This is a genomic window from Pontibacter mangrovi, from assembly GCF_006385705.1.
Classification (GTDB): Bacteria; Bacteroidota; Bacteroidia; order Cytophagales; family Hymenobacteraceae; genus Pontibacter; species Pontibacter mangrovi.
In genome coordinates, this window is record NZ_VFRQ01000001.1 from 203,273 (window position 1) to 223,126 (window position 19,854).

Consider the following 19,854-nt stretch of genomic DNA (forward strand, 5'->3'; position numbering starts at 1 on the left):
ACTCCGGCTTTTTTTGATGTAGAAGGTGGCTTATGCGTTTTGGTAAGTATAGCCCAGCAGGTTCTGAATATTATCGCGGTGCGCATCGGTAGCCATGCGCTCGGCACCTTTGTCTACCATGTCTGCAGTGCCGATCAGGAGCTGCCGCTTGATGTTATCCGGGTCTTTCTCCCGCGAAAAGTACAAGGCCACATAGTCCTGCTGCCCAAAATTGCCCTGCACCCCAATGCCCACATCGTTCAGGATGCTGTCGAGCTTGTCTACCACGCCGGGTTCTTCTACATCGGCAAATCCAAAGTACGTATAGCCGCTGTCCTGCAGCTCTTTGTGCCGTTTAAACACTTTTTTGAGCCGCTCTTCAAACTGCTGCGTTACCTGCTGGTCATCAAAGTAATACAGCAAAACATAGTTAGTCATAAGCTTTTGTCTTTAAGTTTGTTTTTAATAGTATAGCATAGAAAGCTGATCAGAGATTTACGCTGGCCATTTGCTCTTCTCTGTACCTGCCGCCGGCAGCAACGCCTTTGGGGGCAATCTCATTTATCTGCTGCAGCTCTGCCTGTGTCAGGTGCACATCCAGAGCGCCAACATTTTCCTCCAGGTATTTGCGGCGCTTCGTGCCCGGAATCGGCACCAGGTCCTCGCCCTGCGCCAGCAGCCAGGCTAGCGCCAACTGCGATGGCGTGCAGTTCTTCTGCTTGGCCAGTTGTTCAATTTTTTTCACCAGGTCCAAGTTCTTCTGAAAGTTATTTCCCTGGAAACGTGGGGAGTGGCGTCTATAATCATCTTCCGCTAAGTCTTCAAACTGGCGTATCTGCCCGGTTAAAAAGCCTCTGCCAAGGGGGCTGTAAGGTACAAAACCGATGCCCAGTTCGCGCACGGCCGGCAGAATCTCATCTTCCACGTCGCGGCTCCAAAGCGAGTACTCGGTCTGCAGCGCCGAAATAGGATGCACTTGGTGCGCCCGCTTGATCGTTTCTACCCCAGCTTCGGAAAGGCCCAGGTAGCGCACTTTCCCCTCCTTCACCAACTCGGCCATGGCTCCTACTGTTTCTTCAATAGGCGTGTCTTTGTCTACCCGGTGCTGGTAGTACAAATCGATGGTCTCAATGCCCAGACGCTTCAGACTTGCTTCGCAGGCTTGGCGCACATACTCCGGCTTGCCGTTAATGCCCAGAAAGCTGCCGTCTTTGCCGCGCACGTTGCCAAACTTGGTGGCTACCACTACTTGGTCGCGCCGGTCGCGGATGGCCTTGCCCACCAGTTCTTCATTTGAGCCCACGCCATACATATCGGCCGTGTCCAGAAAATTAATGCCCAGCTCCAGCGCACGATGTATGGTGGCAATGGACTCGCTGTCGTTGCGGTTGCTGTAAAAGTCCGACATGCCCATGCAGCCCAAGCCCAGTGCCGATACTTCCAATCCTTGTTTTCCTAGCTTTCTTTTTTTCATCCGTCGTTTTTCTATATTTTAGGTTGATTTTATACTTCAGGCAACTATAACTTACGCAGATAAGCCCTTGCCGTATAGCCAATGCCGCCGCCTTGGCTTGCCAAAGAGGCGGTTTCGCTAAAAATGCTGTTCTTAACAATAAGAAAACTATGAGCAAAACGATTAACGTGGGCCTGATTGGCTTCGGGATGTCCGGGAGAATTTTCCATGCGCCTTTTATCAGCAACACGACGGGCCTGCAGCTTAAAAAGATAAAAGCCAACCGGCCGGAGAGTGTGGCCTTGGCGCGGCAGCGCTTCCCAGAGGCGGAAGTGGTGCCGCAGGAGCAGGATATTTTCGGGGATGAACGTATAGATTTGGTAGTGGTTGCCTCTGCCAACCCCACGCACTACAAACTAGCTAAAGCCGCTTTGGAGGCAGGCAAGCATGTGCTGGTAGATAAGCCCTTTACCATTACCAGCGCCGAAGCCGAAGAACTGACAGCGTTGGCAGTGCGGCAGCAGAAAATACTGACCGTGTACCAGAACCGCCGCTGGGACTCTGACTTTAAAACCGTGCAGAAAGTTGTGCAGGCGGGGCTGTTGGGCGAACTGGTAGAGTACGAGGCGCACTTCGACCGCTATCGGAACGAGATCAAGCCCAACACCTGGAAAGAAGAGGACTTGCCAGGCGCCGGCATTCTCTACGACCTGGGCTCGCACCTCATCGACCAGGCTTTATACTTGTTCGGGGAGCCGCTCGAAGTATACGCCGACGTGAAGGCGCAGCGGCAGCACTCGCAGGTGCCGGATTATTTTGAAGTGGTACTGTATTACGAGCGAATGAAAGCCATACTCAAGGCGGGCATGCTGGTGCGCGAAAACGGGCCGCATTTTATACTTCATGGCAGCGAAGGGTCTTTTGTGAAGTATGGCATGGATGTGCAGGAGGAGCACCTGAAGGCCGGTCGCTTTCCCGCTGAAACGCAGAACTGGGGTATGGAGCCGGAACGCCTGTGGGGCTTGCTGCACACCACCATGAACGGGATGCACTACAAAGGCAAGCTCACCAGCGAAACAGGCGATTATACTGGGTTGTACCAAAATGTCTACAAAGCCATACTTGGGCAGGAAGAACTGGTCGTAAAGCCGCAGCAGGCCCGCAGCACAATTCGGGTGATAGAGCTGGCGATGCAGAGCAGCAAAGAGAAAAGAAGAATCAGCTTTAAGTAGAAAAGCAAACTTTGCCCAAACAGAAAAAGCTGCACTTCCTGTGCAGCTTTTTCTGTTATAGAGAGATAATATTTCTTAAGCCGCCGCCACGTATGCTGTTTTGGAAGCGTTTTGGTCCTGAAGCAGAGCCACGTCGTCATCGCCTCCCATGGCCCAACCAACAATAGCCAGCGCAACGGCGGTGGCAACGGCTATGATCAGGGCAGGCAGGAAACCGTCTACCTTAAAATTCCCAACCAGCGCATCTACCAGTTTAATCATCAGCGCCGTCACGATCAGGCTAACAATTGCCTCCAGCAAAAAGAAGGAAACCAGGTTAAGGATGCCGCCGAGCAGCCAGCCGATGGTGGCATTAAAAATACCGATGAGGAAAGCTACCCAAAGGGCCGTCCAAAAGCTCTTTACATGCACACTCGGCATGATGTAGGCCAGCAAAGCAATGACGCCTGCGCTTACCAATAAGTTGACAATGAATCCCATAGTTTTGAAGTATAGTGAATGTTGTGTTTTGTGCGTACTACGAGATGGAAACCGAAATAGATATTTCTTATTCTCTATTTAATATATTCTGGCTTCAGCTTGTCCCGGAAGTTAGACTCAAACTTTTGCACCTTGGGCCGCGCCACCGATCGCACATAAGGGTCATCAGGGTTTAAGCGGTAATAATCCTGGTGGTAATCTTCGGCGGGCCAGAACTTGCGGAGCGGCTGCACATAGGTTAAGATCTTGTTTTTGAAGGTGCCCGCTTCCTCCAGCTCCTTTATGTAGTCCTCGGCCTGTTTCTTCTGCTGAGGGTTACTGTAAAACACAATGGATCGGTACTGCTTGCCCACATCCGGCCCCTGTCGGTTAAGTGTGGTTGGGTCGTGGGTGGCAAAAAACACTTCCAGCAGGCCCTGGTAAGTTATCTTTGTTGAGTCGTAGTATACTTGCACTGCCTCTGCATGTCCGGTTCTGCCGGCGCTCACTTCATCGTAACTCGGGTTCGGCTCTTTGCCGCCTGCATAACCCGACACGACCGCCTCAACTCCTTTCAGGCGTTCAAAATAGGCTTCGGTGCACCAAAAGCAACCACCTGCAAACACGGCTTTGGCCAGGCCGGCCGTGTCCTGGTCCAGGGGCTGCGCCTGTGCCTCAGAGTCTGTAGTTCTGTTGCGGTCTGCGTTAGAGCTTTCGGAGCAGGAGGCCATGAAGAAAATAAACAGGAATGCGAAGTATAGATAAGGTCGGATCATAAGTATAAAATTTATAGTAAATTGTACGGCTTGTGCGCCGTGCTGTTTTTTCTGTTCTAAAGAATAGTGCGTGCCGGCGAGAGCTTCATTTTATACCTTAACACCGCTTTAGCAGCCTTGTTTATACTTTATAACAATCGTCTGGTGCCGGAAGAGGAAATCCGGCTGCCGCTCACCGACAGAGCCTTTCAGTATAACGACGGCTTTTTCGAAACCGCCATCATCCACGAGGGGCGTCTCCGCTTTTGGCAGAACCACCGGCAGCGGATGCAGGAGGCGGCTTTGGCGCTGCAGCTTGAGTTACCTTCTTACATCCTATCACCCGCTTTTGAAGAGCATTTGCTGCAACTGGCGGAGCAGGAGAAAGCGCATGGCGCCGGCAGGCTGAAGCTAAAGGTATGGCGTGCCGGCGCAGGTTTGTATACTCCCCAAACGCACCAAGTAAATGTGTTGGCCACAGTAGCGCCCATAGTGGCCCTTCCTTCCCGCAAGCCGCTTCAAATCGGAATTTGCAAGGCGGCGCATACAAGTTACACGCCCCTCTCCCACTTTAAAGGCCCCAATGGACCGCTCTATGTTTTGGCCGCCCACGAAAAGAGTATAAACCAGCTGGACGACATGCTACTACTCAGCCAGGCAGGGATGGTGGCGGAGCTTACTTCGTCAAATATCTTTTGGGTGCAGAACCAGGTGCTCTGTACGCCGGCTCTTGAAACAGGCTGCATCAACGGCATTGCCCGCCGCAACATCCTGCGCTACGCACAACAACAGATGCAGGTGCAGGAGGTAATGCTGTCCCCCGATCATCTTCTGAAAGCCGATGCCGTTTTTGCTGCCAACGTAACCGGCATCCGGGGTATAGAAAGTATAGAGGGCCAGCCCATAAGCCAGCAGGAGGAGTTTGTGCAGCAGCTGCGCCTTAGCTTGGGATTATAACATGGCAACACTGCCCGTAGCGACATAAAAGCGCCAGTTTAAATTGATGTAATTGCGTTGATTATCTTGATAACATATCATGTTTAATGTTTTGCTATGGCATGCTTGACCGGCGAAAAAAAATCCTTAACTTTATTTCAACTGCTTCCGTTGGAGGCAATAAGGTCCATTAGTCGCAGGTATACTTACATATCCTGTTCGGGGGAATGACTGTGGTCCACATCATAACATCTAAACACCAGAACGAAGACTTCACGCAACCAACTTTCACTCATTGTTAATGTTCAATTTTTTAAATAACAAGTATGAGGAAAGTTTACATTTTAGCTTCGCTGTTGATTGGCGGGCTGAGCTGGCAGGCGTCTGCGCAAGACAACTTAGGCCAGCGTGTGAAAGCCAATGTGCAGGAGGCGCACGGCGCCCCCACACTCATTGATTTTAAAGCAAACGGTAACCAGAAGCTGCGGGCGAGCGAGGCCCCTCAGGCACTGCGTTCATACCTGGGCATGCAGCCCGGCGAAGAGCTTAAGCTGAAGAAGCAGGAAACAGACAAGCTTGGCTTTGTGCATCAGCGCTACACGCAGTATTATCAGAATGTGCCTGTAGAGTATGCCGACCTTACCATCCACTCCAAGAATGATGTAGTACAGGCGATGAGCGGTGAGTTTAAGCATGTTAAAGGCCTTGACACCAAACCTGCCTTGCCTGAGCGCGCTGCCCTGCAAAAAGCCATTTCCTACGTTGGCGCTAAAACCTATGCCTGGCAAGACAAAGACCAGGAAGCCTGGATCAGGAAAGACCGCAACAACCCGAAGGCTACTTTCCTGCCAGAGGGAGAACTGGTGATTGTGCGGAATTATTTAAGCTCGGATAAGGAAAAGCAAGGGCAGCAGACACTGGCCTGGAAGTTTGACGTGTATGCGCTGGAGCCGCTAAGCCGTGCCTATGTATATGTGGATGCACACTCAGGCGATATTGTGCATACCAATGCCATCATTAAGCATGCGGCCGCCTCCGGCACCGCCAGCACGCGCTATAGCGGCACGCAAACCATCACCACCGACAGCTACAACGGCTCCTATCGCCTGCGCGACGCCTCCAGGGGCAGCGGCATCGAGACCTACGACTGCAACACCATCACCAGCTACAACACGGCTGTCGACTTTACCGACAACGACAACAACTGGACATCAGCGGAGTTTGCCAATACGGCCAAAGACAACGCGGCACTGGATGCACACTGGGCGGCCCAGAAAACCTACGATTACTTTAAGATCAAGCATAACCGCAACAGCTACGACGGCAACGGCGCCAAAATCAAGAGCTATGTGCACTACGACCAGAATTATGAGAACGCGTTTTGGAACGGCTCCGTGATGACCTACGGCGACGGCGCCACCCGTTTCGACGCGCTGACCAGCCTGGACGTGGGAGCGCATGAAATTGGCCATGCCGTTTGCTCGTCTACGGCAGACCTGGTGTACAGCAACGAGTCCGGGGCGCTGAACGAAGGCCTGTCCGACATTTGGGCGGCGGCTGTGGAGTACTATGCCGCTCCCAACAAATCTACCTGGCTTATCGGCGAGGACATCGACAAGCAGCGCCCATCGCTGCGCTCCATGGTAGACCCTAACGCGGAGAGCCAGCCCGATACGTATAAAGGCTCCTACTGGTACACCGGCACCGGCGATAACGGTGGTGTGCACACCAACAGCGGCGTTATCAACCATTGGTTCTACATTTTGTCAGTGGGTAAGTCCGGCACCAACGATTTGGGCACGGGCTTTAACGTGTCGGGCATTGGCATTGAGGCTGCGGCCAAGATCGTTTACCGTATGGAGAGCGTGTACATGAGCGCGAACTCTACCTATGCCGATGCGCGCACGTTTGCCATCCAGGCGGCTGAGGATTTGTATGGCGCGGGCTCAAACGCGGTGGTGCAAACCACCAACGCCTGGAACGCCGTTGGCGTCGGCGGCAAGTATGGCGAGATCTCCTATTGCGCCTCACAAGGCAACAACTCTTCTTATGAGTGGATCGCCGGGGTGAAAATCGGAAGCTTCACTAAAACATCCGGTGCGGCGGGATATTCTGATTTTACCGGAACGACCGTTACCCTTGCCCCCGGCAGCAGCAATGCCGTACAGCTTACCCCAGGTTTTGCGAGCTCTACCTACAGTGAGTACTGGAAGATCTGGATTGACTATAACAAAGACGGGGATTTTAACGACGCTGGCGAGCTGGCGTTCGATGCAGGAAGCTTGAGCAAGTCGGCTGTATCCGGTACTATGAATATCGCCTCCTCCGCCTCCGGCACCACCCGCATGCGCGTGTCTATGAAGTATAACGGCGCACAAACTGTCTGTGAATCGTTTGGCTACGGCGAGGTGGAAGACTATACCGTTAGCTTCTCCGGAGCTACGCCAACCTGCAACTCGCCTACTGGCCTAACAGCCTCTAACATCTCTGCCACCTCAGCCACCCTCTCCTGGTCTGCCGTGAGTGGCGCCAGCAGCTATAACGTGCGCTTCCGGCCAACCGGCACCAGCACCTGGACCACCGGCAGCGTCACGGGCACTTCGGCAAGTGCAACAGGGTTAACAGCCGGCACTAATTACGAGTATCAGGTAAATACCGTTTGCGCGGGAGGCAGCTCGGCCTATTCTTCTTCGGCTACCTTTACCACCACCGCCGGCAGCGTTACCTACTGTGCCTCTAAAGGCAGCAACTCCAGCTATGAGTGGATAGACCTGGTGCAGTTTGCGGGCATCAACAAAAGCTCTGGCAACGACGGCGGCTACAAAGACAACACCAGCCTGGTGGGCACGGTGGCGCCGGGCAGCAGCCAGACCATCTACATCAGCGCAGGCTTTGCCAGCAGCGCCTACACCGAGTACTGGAAAATTTGGATTGACTTTAACCAGGACGGAGACTTTGAGGACTCCGGTGAACTGGTGGTAAGTGGCTCCAGCTCCAGCAGCGGCACCCTCAGCGCCACTGTAAGCGTGCCATCTACAGCCTTGCTGGGCACTACCCGCATGCGTGTCTCCATGAAGTATAACGCTGCCCAGACCGCCTGCGAAACGTTTAGCTACGGCGAAGTGGAAGACTATAGCATTAGCGTGAGCAATACCATTACCGCAATCGCAGCGGCCACGAAGGCAGGCGATTCGGGCAAGGCAGAGGTGCTGGGCCATGAGCAGTCTGTGGCTGCGCTGGCTTACCCTAACCCTGCGCACGATTACCTGAACATTGCGGCGCCGGCCCAGGATACGCAATTGCGTGTTACGAGCGTGACTGGCGCTGAAGTGATGCAGCTACAGCTTCAGAAAGGAATCAACCGTGTGGACGTGGTACGACTGCCCAAAGGCATTTATACCATCGAACTGTTTGACGGCCAAAAGCAGCTGTTCCAGCGCTTCGTGAAAGAATAGATTTTATACTAACTCCTGATTATTTTTCAGCCCTCTGCCTTGTGGCAGGGGGCTGTTTGTTTAATGAGCCCCTAAACAATTTTTAGCAGACACTGTTTCTAATCCTGCAATCATTAAACAAATATCTAATGGAAGCTATAAAAGGAAAAAATGCCCTGGTAACCGGGGCAGGTAAAGGAATAGGGCGCGCCATTGCCGTGGCCCTGGCCGAAGAAGGCGTGAACGTCGCGCTGATGGCGCGCACTACCAGCCAGCTGGAAGAAGTAGCCGAGGCCGTTCGGGCAAAAGGCGTGAAAGCCGCCGTGGTAACGGCCGACGTCACCGATATTAATGCGGTGAACAAGGCAGTAGGCGAGGCTAAGAATCAGTTGGGCCCAATCGATATTTTGATAAACAACGCGGGTGTAGGCGCATTTGCCAAGTTCCTGGAGATGGCGCCAGATAAGTGGGAAAACATCATTAAGGTGAACTTGCTGGGGCCATACTATGTAACGCGCGCCGTGCTGCCGGAGATGATAGAGCGGCAAACGGGCGACATAGTGAATGTTTCCTCTACGGCAGGCCAAAAGGGAGCTCCTGTCACCAGCGCCTATAGCGCCTCTAAGTTTGGGCTGATCGGCATGTCGGAGTCGCTGATGCAGGAGGTGCGCAAGCACAACATTCGCGTTACCACCCTTACCCCCAGCACCGTTGCCACCGATATGGCCATTGACCTGAAACTAACGGACGGTAACCCCGAGCGCGTAATGCAGCCCGAAGACTTTGCCGAGCTCATCATCTCGCAGCTGAAGCTCAACCGCCGCGTGTTTGTGAAAGAAGCGGGCTTGTGGTCCACAAATCCGTAGTAAGTTAAGCACACAAAGTATAAAACCCGGAGCCACTCACCCCGGGTTTATACTTTAAATCTCAAGCTTTAAGCCAACTGAGAAAGTTCGCGGCTGCGGATAATGGTTAAAATCGATTCCGTTTTCTACTTCGGGATCCTGGCCGCTGTACTTGGTGAGCACTAAGGTATTCTGCACGAATGCCGATAAACTTAGCTTCGCCCGTTCCTTCCAAATGCTTCCCACGTCATATCCTAAACTCAGGTATTCCATGCGGGCAAAAGAAGCTTTCTCCAGGTAATGGTCAGAGTGTGAGTTAATATATTGGTAGCCGTTCTCTCTATAATTTCGGGTAGTATTCGTTAAAACTACCGAGGGGGCATTATACAGCACGGGGTTGCTTGTCCTCCCGACCATGTAGTTCCAAACATACTGCCCTGCTTCGCCTCTTACCAGAAAGCCAGCATGCCACTTTTGGTAGTTTATCTGCGAATGCACCGCCCACACCAGCTTAGGCTCTGCAGAATGCATTCCATACTTTGCTTCATGTCCAAATTGGTTCTTCTTTAGCTCACTTGTCGGCAAACCTTTTTCATCGTACACTACCTGGTATAAATAGAAAGTGTTTGCCGGTTTTCCCGTTTCCAACGCTAAGCCATACTTGTCGTCTGTATAAATAAGTTTATCTAGCGCAATGGATGGGTTGAGCGATACAACCTCGGAGCGTAGGGTGGTAACGTTTCCGCCTAACTGCCATGTAAAAGAGCTCTTGTTTAGGAGAATGGCATTAACACTGGCTTCCACGCCATTGGACTTGTACTCACCTCCATTTACAAAAATGTATCTGTTTCCAGTTCCGGATGCAGTTGGCCACTTTAAATAGAGGTCGTCTGTTGAAGTGCTATAGTAGCTGAAACTTGCGGAGACCCTTTCGTTCAGCAGCTCCCAGGAGATGCCTGCATTCCACTTTTTTGTGCGCTCTTGTTTTATAGGTTCCTTACTACTGATGTACGAACTAAGTTCAGGTTTCCTTATGTCGTTGTAATTGCTGAAAAGCCGTAGTTGGCTCAGTGTAGAGATGTCCTTCAAAAATGGTTCCTCCGCTACATTCCAGGAAGCGCCCAGCCCAACAGTAGTTGTTTTTTCGTCTCTGATGAGAAAGGTAGAGGCTTTTTCATTCGTAAGGGCAGCATTTAGGCTGTAGCGGCCCCTTACTTGTAGAGCAGCCATGCCAAACAGGGCCTCGTGTGAAAGGTTGTACTTTAAGATACTCTTGCTCGTCTGAAGCGGTAGGCGTTCATTGCCAAAAATGGGGCCTTCAACCAGCAAGTCATTCTCGCGCTCTTTCCGAGTTAACCCTGCCGATAGGTTCAGTTGGGTCTGCAGGGGCTTTAGAGCCTTATCAAAAGCGACATATACCTGCTTTTGTTTCCAGCTGATATCTGTTTTATAAAGGTTGGTGATGCTGCCATAATACTCATACAGATCCATGTCGTTGAGACGTACAGAGGTGAAATCGGCAGTCTGTTTAAAACTCGCGTAGCGGGCATGAAGGCTGAGGGCAGGATAAAAATGCAGCTTATACTGTAAAGCTGCCTGTAACAAGTCCGTACTATTTTCCTCGTAGTCCTGGCTCTGCTCTAACAGGCTCAAGGGATTTCTTACCTCAGGGTATAAGTAATTGCCGGACTCATCAAGGTAGGTAAAATAATTTCCATACTTGTTTTTCTGGTGCACTGGCTGTGTCGGGTCAAACAGCCATGCCGCACTAATGGCCCCCTCATTGATCACGTTTATTTTCTCAGCTGCTTTCCGGTAGGATAACTGCAGGTTCAGGTGATCGTGCAGCAACGACGGATTAAGGGAAACTAGCCCTGATGTGCGTTTTTGGCCTGATGTTTTGATGATGCCATTCTGATTTAAATAGTTCAGAGAGACATAGTATGGCACTGTTTTAAAGAGGTTTCCGCTTGCAGAAAGGTGATGGTTTTGGCTAAAGGCATTTCTGTAGATAACGTCTTGCCAGTCTGTATCATAATTTCCCAGCGCCTCCTCCTGCTCCGGAAACTTCTCCTGTATCAACTCCCTGAACTCCGCTGCGCTCAATACCTGATCGGCCTTCTTCCGGAGCTGGGAAAATGCCCCTGTTACGCTGTAAGTTATTTTTGTACCAGCTGTGCGTTCTGCCTGCTTTGTGCGGATGTAGAGCACGCCGTTTGCAGCCCTGCTGCCATACACGGCATTGAGGGCAGCATCTTTCAGATAGGTGACAGATGCCACATCAGCGGGATTAATGTAAGACAGGCGGCTTTGGTAGGAATTTCCCGTTTCTTGTTGCTGCGTCGTTAGCCAGCTATCCCAAAGCTTGTTATCATCCAGTGGGACGCCATCCAGCACTACCAGCGGCGCATCTCCTCCGTAAAAGCTCGTGCCGGACCGCAGCTTCATCAGCACTTCTGCTCCCGGCGCGCCGCTTGCATCACGTACCCGCAGACCAGCTATTTGCCCCTTTAGCAACTGTTCGGTGTAAGTCACCAGCCCCGCGTGCAGGCTGTCGGGGTGTAGTACTGTTGCTGGCTCGGTGACAGCCGCAGCCGGAAGCCGGGCAAAGCCTGTCTGCACGGTGTCTTGTTTGACAGTCTGTGCCGCCGTTGGCAAAGTATAAAGCGACAGGGCAACAAGTATGAAACGCCTCGGCAGGCGCTTCAGAGAGGGTAAAGCTTGTTTCAAGTGATTGGCTGTTTCGTTGAAAATCAGCCGGAAGATACCATTTATACTTGAAATCAAAAACAAAGAAGCACAGGCGTTTGGCCTGTGCTTCATCTACAACAACAACTTTATACTATTGCTCGGGGTACCAGTTTTTCAGGCGCACCTCAATCTGCTTGTCTTTCGTGTTTACCTGCTGCTTAAACGAGTCCACATCGCTCAAACCGTCCTTGCCGCGGTAGTGGTAAGGGTAGATGATTTTCGGTTTAAAGGCCAGCACGGCCTCGGCGGCCTGATCCACGTCCATGGTATAAGGCAGGTTCATGCTCACAAAAGCCACGTCAATGTTTTTCAGGTTGCGCATTTCGGGCGTTCCCTCCGTGTCGCCGGAAATGTACACGCGCTTCCCGCCCATCTCCAGCAGATAGCCGTTTCCGCGGCCTTTCGGGTGCATTGCATCAGCGCTTTCCGGTAGGTTATACATGGGCAAGGCCAATATTTTTATGCCAAGCTGCTCTGTTTTGTCGCCGTTTTTGAGCACCACCACCTGCTGCTTATACTTTTGCGGCAGACTGTCGGCCACGGCTTGCGGTGCCACTATTTTTATACCTTCCGTTTGGATGTTGGAAAGCGTGGACATGTCCAGGTGGTCCGGGTGGATGTCGGTGATCAGGATCAGGTCCGGCTTGGCCAAACCGGAGAAGCCCGCTGCCCCACCGTAAGGGTCCACATAAATTGTTTTGCCTTTGAACTGCAGCGCCAGTGTGCCGTGCGTAATCGGCTGAATAATCAATGGTCCGCCCGTGGTTTTAATGGTGTCCGGTGTGGCTGTTTGCTGCGCCATAGCAGGTGCAAGGCCGAGGCTAAAAGCCAGCGCAAGTATACTTTTTAGTTTCATAGTTTTGATTGGGTTTTAGCTATTAACATACGTATGTACCGTTTGTTTAGGCTAAACCAAACTGCCGGAGGTGGTGCCGAAAATGCTTGTTATGAAAAATCACCCACTCCTCATACGTCAGCTCCCCCAAGGTGGGGCTAACCGGCCTGGCATCTGGCATCTCCCTGAAAACGTGTCGAAAGCCTCCAACTCCTGCCGCAGATTCTCCAGGGCGGCGCGTTGGCTGCTATGGATGAGCTGCTCCGGCTCGTCTCCCAGCATTGGTGCCCGGAAGCCCGGCATCAGCTCTTTATCGCTGTAAATGGTATTCTGCTTAAATTTCTCAGCCTTCTCCGCATTGTAATGCAGCTTTTGGGGCAGTTTGCCGTTCGAGAATTTTATCACAAAAGCCAGGTGCTCCACCATGTGCTGCGGGCTCATTTTCCCAAACGCGGGTTTTTGATCAGCCTGCAGCTTGTTTAGCTGGTTAAATATCGCCTCTCTTCCCTTGATGATGTCTGCCATAGTATAGCTTATACGGCCACAGGAGCCTTGATGCCCGGGTGCGGGTTATAGTTCATGAGTTCAAAGTCCTCAAACGTAAACTGGAATATGTCTTTCACGTCGGGGTTAAGCTTCATTTGCGGCAGCTCGCGCGGCTCGCGGGTTAGCTGCAGTTTTGCCTGCTCCAGGTGGTTGAGGTATAAATGCGTGTCGCCGCCTGTCCAGATAAACTCGCCGGGCTCCAGGCCGGTTACCTGCGCCATCATCAGCACCAGCAGCGCATAGGAGGCAATGTTAAACGGTACGCCCAAAAACACGTCGGCGGAGCGCTGGTACAGCTGGCAGCTCAGCTTGCCTTCGGCCACATAGAATTGGAAAAAGGCATGGCAGGGCGGCAGTTTCATGTGCTCGATCTCGGCCACGTTCCAGGCGCTCACGATAATGCGCCGCGAGTCGGGGTTGTTCTTCAGCTGGTTTACCACCTGGGTGATCTGGTCGATGTGGCGGCCGTCGGGACTTGGCCAGTTGCGCCACTGCGAGCCGTATACCGGGCCCAAATCGCCATTCTCGTCGGCCCACTCATCCCAAATGCTCACGCCGTTGTCTTTCAGGTACTTGATGTTGGTGTCGCCTTTCAGGAACCACAGCAGCTCGTGGATGATGGAGCGCAGGTGCACTTTTTTGGTGGTAACCAGCGGGAAGCCCTCCTGCAGGTCAAAGCGCATCTGGTAGCCAAAAATGCTCAACGTGCCGGTGCCGGTCCTGTCTTCTTTCTTCACTCCTTTGTCCAGGATGTGCTGCATCAACTCTAAATATTGCTTCATACTTTCTGCTCTCGGTTTGTGGAGCTATAAAGATAGTAAAGACTTCGGAGTTCTGAACGTTGTGTTCGTGATACATGCTGCGCAGCAGAAACCTCTCTTTCCGGCTGCTTTCTTACTTTATAGCTCTGGACAAGTATAAAGCAAGAAAGCAGCGGGCTCAGCGAACAAAAACAGACGGTGCAGGTTAATTTTGCAAAATTATCAGCATAAGAGCCCTTACCTTGAACTACCGAAACTTAAGCTACCTGGTGTTGCTGCTGTTGGCCGTGCTCACGGCGCTTAGCGTATACTTTGCCTCGCGCCTGCGCTTCGATTACGACTTCGATAATTTCTTCCCGAAAGGAGACCCTGACCTGGCCTACTACTTCAGCTACCGCGACAAGTTCGGCAACGACAACGATTACCTGCTGATAGGCATAGACAACCAGGGCCGTAGCGTTTTTGAAAAACCTTTTTTAACAAAAGTCGACAGCCTGACAAGTTACCTGCAACGGCAGCCCCACGTCAGGGCGGTGCTCTCCCCTACCACGGTAAAGAGCCCTGTGATAGAGGCTTTCGGCTATTTTGAGATCCCATACTTGCACGTGGCAGAGCCGGATCGCTATCAACAGGATTCCATAAACATTTATACTTCGGAGGAATTGGTGGGAACCTTGTTTTCCGAGGACGCGACGGCCGTGTCGCTGTTTGTGCAGACAACGGATAACCTGGGCAAAGGCGCCAGCGACACTCTGATGGCGGCCCTGCAACAGAAACTGGAGGAACTGCAGCTGCCTCAAACCCACGTGGCCGGAAAAGCACTGGCGCAGTCGGTGTTTGTAGACAAGATGAAGGTGGAGCTGGCCATTTTTATGTCGGCTTCCATTGTGCTGGTCATCATTTTTCTGTGGGTGGCTCTCCGGACGGCCTGGGGCGTGCTGGTGCCGCTCCTGGTGGTGCTGCTATCGGTGCTTTGGGCCATGGGCGTGATGGGCCTCTTCAACAAACCCATCGATTTGATGACGGTGCTGCTGCCCACGATCATGTTTGTGGTGGGCATGTCCGATGTGATCCATATCCTGTCGCGCTACATCACCGAAATAGCCAGCGGCCAGGACAAGCTGCCTGCCCTGAAGCTGACGGTGAAAGAAGTCGGGCTGGCCACGTTCCTTACCTCTCTCACTACGGCTGTCGGCTTTCTAACCTTGCTGACCACGGCTATCGTTCCAATCCGGAACTTCGGCCTTTACACGGCCATTTCCATTGGCTTTGCTTACCTGTTGGCTTTCACCAGCTTGCCGGCCCTCCTACTGCTCCTTAAAAAGCCCAACCCCATTAAGGCAGGTAAGGTAACTTTTTCCTGGCCCATTTTTATGCGCCGGCTGCTGCGTTTTGTGCTGCTGCACCCCAAAGCCATACTTGCCTCCAGTGCCGTGCTGGTGGTGCTGAGTTTGGCGGGCATCAGCCAGATAAAAGTTGATACAACGCTTTTGGAAGACCTGGGGGATGACGATCCGATCATCAAAGACTTTTTATACTTTGATCAGAAGTTTGCGGGCGTGCGGCCCTTTGAGTTGCACCTGATGGCAGCCGAAGGCCATACATTATTTGATGAGGAGGTGCTGCAGGAAGTGGAGAAGCTGGAAGTATACCTGCGCCAAACCTATGGACTCAACTTTATCTCCTCTCCTGCCACTATCGTGAAGACCCTGAACCGCGCACAAAACGGCGGACTGCAGCAATTTTATACGTTGCCCGATAGCAGAAGTGATTTGCAAAGTATAAAGCGCCGTCTGCAGGCCTTCCGCAACCGCAGCGAACTCCGGAGCGTGGTAACGGCAGACGACAAGGAAGGCCGCCTGAGCGGCAACATGCAGGGCATTGGCAGCGCCCGAGCCACAGCCCAAAACGACTCGCTGCAGCGTTTTATCCGGCAGCACATCAACCCGGATTTATTGCAAACCCGCCTTACTGGCAGCGCCATCCTGCTCGACAAGAACAATACCTACGTCACCCAGAACATGATGCAGGGGCTGCTGATAGCTTTTGCCGTTATTGCTGTTATCGTGGGGCTGATTTTCCGGTCTTTTCGCATGGTCATCATTTCGCTCATCCCCAACATCATCCCTTTGCTGATGATCGGGGGCATCATGGGGCTGATGGGCGTAAAATTTACGGTGTCAGTGTCCATTATCTTCACCATTGCCTTCGGTATAGCCGTGGACGATACCATTCATTTCCTGAGCAAGCTGAAGCTGGAGTTGGTGTCCGGCAAATCACTTCCCTATGCCGTGAAGCGCACGTTTATTTCCACGGGCAAGGCCATCATCATTACCTCCTGCATCCTGGTGGCCGGCTTCCTGACGCTGGTGCTCTCTACCTTTGATGCCACCTTTTATGTGGGCCTTTTTGTAAGCCTGACACTGGTATTTGCCGTTGTCGCCGACCTGATGCTGCTGCCCGTGCTGGTGCTCTGTTTCTACCGAATTCCTAAAAATAAATTAGGCCCAATCCAATAAGGATGACCATATTTGCGTGTAAATTGTGGGAATAGTAATGCGAGTGAAGATGAAAAAGCTTTTTACATTGTTGATGCTGTGCCTCCTGGTAATTGGGGCGCAGGCGCAGAGCGAACAGGAGAAGGAAGATAAACTGGCGCGGCTGATGAGCGAGCGGGAGCAGCTGGTGCTGGAGTACCAGTACCTGAAGCAGCAAAACAGCAGCTTCTGGGGCACTCAGTCCAAAAAAGACCTGCTCAGTATCATTGAAACCCTTAAGAAAATCATTAACCTGGACTCTGAGTTGGTGGCTGCGGTGAAAGAGAACAGCCTGCGCCAGTTTGCGCATCAAACAGTGCAAAGCAAGCGCGAGAGCAAACTTACCATAGAAGACCAGCGCAATTTTGAAAAGCAGATCAGCAGCCTGAAGGGCGAGGTGAAGACGCTGGAGAGCACGCTGCGCAAAAAAGACCGTGAGATGGCAGAGCTGCAGAGCCAGGTAAAGGCCAGCTACGACGTAAAGTATGGCAAAGACAAAGTGATCACAGTGCTGGCAGTGGGCGCATTTATACTTCTGCTGTATGCCGTCTTCCTGCAGGTGCGGCTAAACAAGGCCAACTCCAAGCCGAAGCGTAAAAAGAAAGTATAAGTTTGTGCCTGCGTGGCAGATGGATCGTATAACGCACGAATTTTGTTAGGCTCTTAAGAAGATAATCAGCTGGCAGTAAAGGAGGAAACCCTCTGCCGTTTATTTTAAAGTATAAAGGCTGGCACAACACGACCAGCCTTTCTTTTTGAACATACATGAGCGAAATATTATTTGAACTGAAGCGGGTACAGGAACTGCTGAAGATTGAGCAGGAAGAGGACCGACAGCAGTATAAAATCAAAAGCCTGAAAAGCACCATCGCCGAGCGTAAGGAAATGGGCTTTTGCTGGTACCCCGTCTCGATCTCTAAAGAAGAACTGGGCTTTGGCAACAAAGTGGTGCTGGAACTCGAGCGCACCCGCGACCGCGACCAGCTGCACTTGTTTCAGGTAGGTAAAACGGCTGCCTTGTTTAGCAACCAGGGCGAGCGCCAAAGTATAAACGGCGTAATCGTGGGCCTGAGGCGCAACAAGGTGCAGCTGGCCACAAACAAAGAAGACCTTCCGGACTGGGTGGAGGACGGCCGCCTGGGCATTGACCTTACCTTTGACGAAATGAGCTATCGCGAAATGGAGATAGCCATGAAAAAGGTGATTGAGGCATACAAGACTCGCCTGGCGGAGCTACGCGACATACTTTTAGGAGATGTGCCTGCCAGCTTCACCGATGCCACTATGAGCGACATCCCGTCCCTGAACCCCTCGCAGAACGAGGCGGTGCGCAAGATTGTGCAGGCAAAAGATGTGGCGATCATTCACGGCCCTCCCGGCACTGGTAAGACCACCACGCTGGTGCAGGCCATCTTTAAAACACTGGAGACACAGAAGCGCCTGCTTGTCACGGCCCCCTCCAACACGGCCGTAGACCTGCTGACTGAAAAGCTGGCCAATGAGGGCGTGAACGTGATCAGGATCGGCAATCCCTCGCGGGTGTCGGATGTGCTGCTGGAGCATACCCTGGATGCGCAGATCATGGAGCACCGCTGCTACAAAAGCCTGAAAGACTACCGCAAAACAGCCGAAGAGTATAAGCGGATGGCGGGCCAGTACAAACGCAAGTTCGGGCACGAGGAGCGCTTGCAGCGCCAGTTCTTCCGGGCCGAGAGCAAGCGCCTGCTCGACGAGGCCGACCGGGTGGAAGAATACATTACCGAAGACCTGCTGAACAACGTGCAGGTGATTACCTGCACGCTGGTGGGTGCGGCCAACAAGGCCATCCGGCACCTGGAGTACGAAACCGTGTTTATAGACGAGGCGGCGCAGGCGCTGGAGCCAGCATGCTGGATTCCCATCTCCAGGGCCAGGCGCGTGGTGCTGGCCGGCGACCACTGCCAGCTGCCCCCTACCGTAAAATCGTTTGAGGCCGAGCAGAAAGGGCTGGGCAAGACGCTGTTCGAAAAGTGCATAGAGCGGCAGCCGGACGTGTCGGTTATGCTGAAAACGCAGTACCGCATGCACCACCACATCATGGCGTTCTCAAACCAGCAGTTTTACAAGGGCGAGTTGCAGGCGCATGAGAGCGTGCACAGCAGCGACCTGCACGAGTATAACCCGCACTTTGCGCCGGGGCTGGCGGTAGAGTTCATCGACACGGCCGGCTGTGGCTACAACGAGGTGGAAACGCCGGAAAGCAGCAGCTCTGCCAACCCCGACGAGGCTAACCTTCTGCTGAACCACCTGACGCACCTGCTCAAGAACTACAACCACGCCGACGAAGAAGTGGAGCACCTGCGAATCGGTGTGATTGCCCCCTACCGTGCGCAGATCAATTACCTGCAGGACCGCGTGGAGCACCTCCCGCTGCTGCACGAGCTGCGCCAACTGCGCCACCTGACGGTAGGCACCGTGGACAGCTTTCAGGGGCAGGAGCGCGACATCATCTACATCAGCATGACGCGCAGCAATGAGCAGGGAGAGATCGGCTTTTTGGCTGACATCCGGCGCATGAACGTGGCCATGACCAGGGCTAAGAAAAAGCTTGTAATTGTAGGCGACAGTGCCACGCTCAGCAACCATCCGTTTTATGCTGCGTTTCTCACTTATGTAGAAAGCATCAACGCCTACCGCAGCGCCTGGGAGCTGCAGGAGCTGATGGCTTAAGCCCAAATAAGGCCCCAGATTTAGAGGTATGGATATATTTTCCTAACTTTCTGAAAAGCAGAACTAAAACACGCAACATGAAAATTGAAAAAAACAGAGTGGTGACACTCTCTTACGAACTTCGCATTTTAAACGAACAAGGTGAGCCAAGCCTGATAGAGACAGCAGAAAAAGAGAACCCAATGGTGTTTATCTTCGGCATGAGCGGACTGCCTGAGCAGTTTGAGGATCAGCTGAGCGGCCTTTCGACCGGTGATGATTTTGACTTTAAGCTGAACGCTGAGGAAGGCTACGGAGAGCAGGACGAGAATGCTGTGGTAGACCTGCCCAAGTCTGCGTTCGAGGTGGAAGGCGCCGTGCCGGAGGATATGCTGGAGATCGGCAACTTTATACCTATGACCGACAGCGAGGGCAACCAGCTGCAGGGCCGCGTGGTGAACGTGACGGAAGACACCGTGAAAATGGACTTCAACCACCCGCTGGCTGGCAAAGAGCTATACTTTAAAGGCAAAGTGGAGCAAGTGCGCGAGGCTACCCCGGACGAACTGGACCATGGCCATGTGCACGGCCAAGGCGGTGTACACCATTAATAAAAGTATAGAAAACTTTAAAAGCGCGGCAG

16 protein-coding genes are annotated in these 19,854 nt (G+C 52.6%); 8 read left to right on the plus strand and 8 right to left on the minus strand.

Annotation, left to right across the window (positions count from 1 at the left end; all coding sequences use genetic code 11):
- Positions 1–30 precede the first annotated feature (30 nt).
- Positions 31–417 (minus strand): hypothetical protein, encoded by a 387-nt coding sequence (locus FJM65_RS00880; RefSeq protein ID WP_140618414.1) that lies wholly within the window; start codon positions 415–417, stop codon positions 31–33.
- Between the two features lie 49 nt (positions 418–466).
- Positions 467–1,453, minus strand: coding sequence for an aldo/keto reductase (locus tag FJM65_RS00885; RefSeq protein ID WP_140618417.1), 987 nt, complete (start codon positions 1,451–1,453; stop codon positions 467–469).
- 149 nt (positions 1,454–1,602) lie between these two features.
- On the opposite strand from FJM65_RS00885, the gene FJM65_RS00890 reads away from it, so the two are divergent.
- A complete protein-coding gene (locus FJM65_RS00890) occupies positions 1,603–2,664 on the plus strand; it encodes an oxidoreductase (RefSeq protein WP_140618419.1) in 1,062 nt (353 codons plus the stop codon).
- A gap of 75 nt (positions 2,665–2,739) precedes the next feature.
- Here FJM65_RS00890 and FJM65_RS00895 read toward each other — a convergent pair whose 3' ends face one another.
- Together FJM65_RS00895 and msrA are read right to left on the minus strand one after the other, a co-directional pair.
- A complete protein-coding gene (locus FJM65_RS00895; RefSeq protein ID WP_140618421.1) occupies positions 2,740–3,144 on the minus strand; it encodes a phage holin family protein in 405 nt (134 codons plus the stop codon).
- 74 nt (positions 3,145–3,218) lie between these two features.
- Positions 3,219–3,899 (minus strand): peptide-methionine (S)-S-oxide reductase MsrA, encoded by a 681-nt coding sequence (gene msrA / locus FJM65_RS00900; RefSeq protein ID WP_239022780.1) that lies wholly within the window; start codon positions 3,897–3,899, stop codon positions 3,219–3,221.
- Between the two features lie 117 nt (positions 3,900–4,016).
- Here msrA and FJM65_RS00905 point away from each other — a divergent pair, with 117 nt between their 5' ends.
- The 3 genes from FJM65_RS00905 to FJM65_RS00915 all read left to right on the plus strand — a co-directional run bounded on the left by FJM65_RS00905 (position 4,017) and on the right by FJM65_RS00915 (position 9,114).
- Complete coding sequence (locus FJM65_RS00905; RefSeq protein WP_181163603.1) at positions 4,017–4,835, plus strand: aminotransferase class IV; 819 nt, start codon at positions 4,017–4,019, stop codon at positions 4,833–4,835.
- 305 nt (positions 4,836–5,140) lie between these two features.
- Positions 5,141–8,269, plus strand: a complete 3,129-nt coding sequence (locus tag FJM65_RS00910; RefSeq protein WP_140618425.1) for a M4 family metallopeptidase — start codon at positions 5,141–5,143, stop codon at positions 8,267–8,269.
- A 128-nt stretch (positions 8,270–8,397) separates the two neighbouring features.
- The gene (locus FJM65_RS00915) at positions 8,398–9,114 is read left to right on the plus strand and encodes a 3-ketoacyl-ACP reductase (protein WP_140618427.1); all 717 of its coding nucleotides are present in this window, start codon (positions 8,398–8,400) and stop codon (positions 9,112–9,114) included.
- Positions 9,115–9,168: 54 nt separating this feature from the next.
- Here the strand turns inward: FJM65_RS00915 and FJM65_RS00920 are convergent, their stop codons facing one another.
- The 4 genes from FJM65_RS00920 to FJM65_RS00935 form a co-directional block, all read right to left on the minus strand.
- Complete coding sequence (locus tag FJM65_RS00920) at positions 9,169–11,823, minus strand: TonB-dependent receptor plug domain-containing protein (RefSeq protein ID WP_181163604.1); 2,655 nt, start codon at positions 11,821–11,823, stop codon at positions 9,169–9,171.
- Between the two features lie 112 nt (positions 11,824–11,935).
- Positions 11,936–12,700 (minus strand): MBL fold metallo-hydrolase, encoded by a 765-nt coding sequence (locus FJM65_RS00925; RefSeq protein ID WP_140618431.1) that lies wholly within the window; start codon positions 12,698–12,700, stop codon positions 11,936–11,938.
- A gap of 117 nt (positions 12,701–12,817) precedes the next feature.
- Positions 12,818–13,204 (minus strand): hypothetical protein, encoded by a 387-nt coding sequence (locus tag FJM65_RS00930; protein WP_140618434.1) that lies wholly within the window; start codon positions 13,202–13,204, stop codon positions 12,818–12,820.
- A gap of 8 nt (positions 13,205–13,212) precedes the next feature.
- Entirely contained in the window at positions 13,213–14,007 is a 795-nt protein-coding gene (locus tag FJM65_RS00935; RefSeq protein WP_140618436.1) for a thymidylate synthase, read from the minus strand.
- A 221-nt stretch (positions 14,008–14,228) separates the two neighbouring features.
- Between FJM65_RS00935 and FJM65_RS00940 the strand changes: the two genes are divergently transcribed.
- From FJM65_RS00940 to FJM65_RS00955, 4 genes are all read left to right on the plus strand, one after another.
- Positions 14,229–16,505, plus strand: a complete 2,277-nt coding sequence (locus FJM65_RS00940; RefSeq protein WP_140618438.1) for an efflux RND transporter permease subunit — start codon at positions 14,229–14,231, stop codon at positions 16,503–16,505.
- Positions 16,506–16,554: 49 nt separating this feature from the next.
- On the plus strand, positions 16,555–17,133 hold the full coding sequence (locus FJM65_RS00945; protein ID WP_239022781.1) for a hypothetical protein: 579 nt from the start codon (positions 16,555–16,557) through the stop codon (positions 17,131–17,133).
- Between the two features lie 155 nt (positions 17,134–17,288).
- Entirely contained in the window at positions 17,289–19,232 is a 1,944-nt protein-coding gene (locus tag FJM65_RS00950) for an AAA domain-containing protein (RefSeq protein WP_140618442.1), read from the plus strand.
- 77 nt (positions 19,233–19,309) lie between these two features.
- Entirely contained in the window at positions 19,310–19,822 is a 513-nt protein-coding gene (locus FJM65_RS00955; RefSeq protein ID WP_140618444.1) for an FKBP-type peptidyl-prolyl cis-trans isomerase, read from the plus strand.
- The last annotated feature ends 32 nt before the right edge of the window (positions 19,823–19,854 follow it).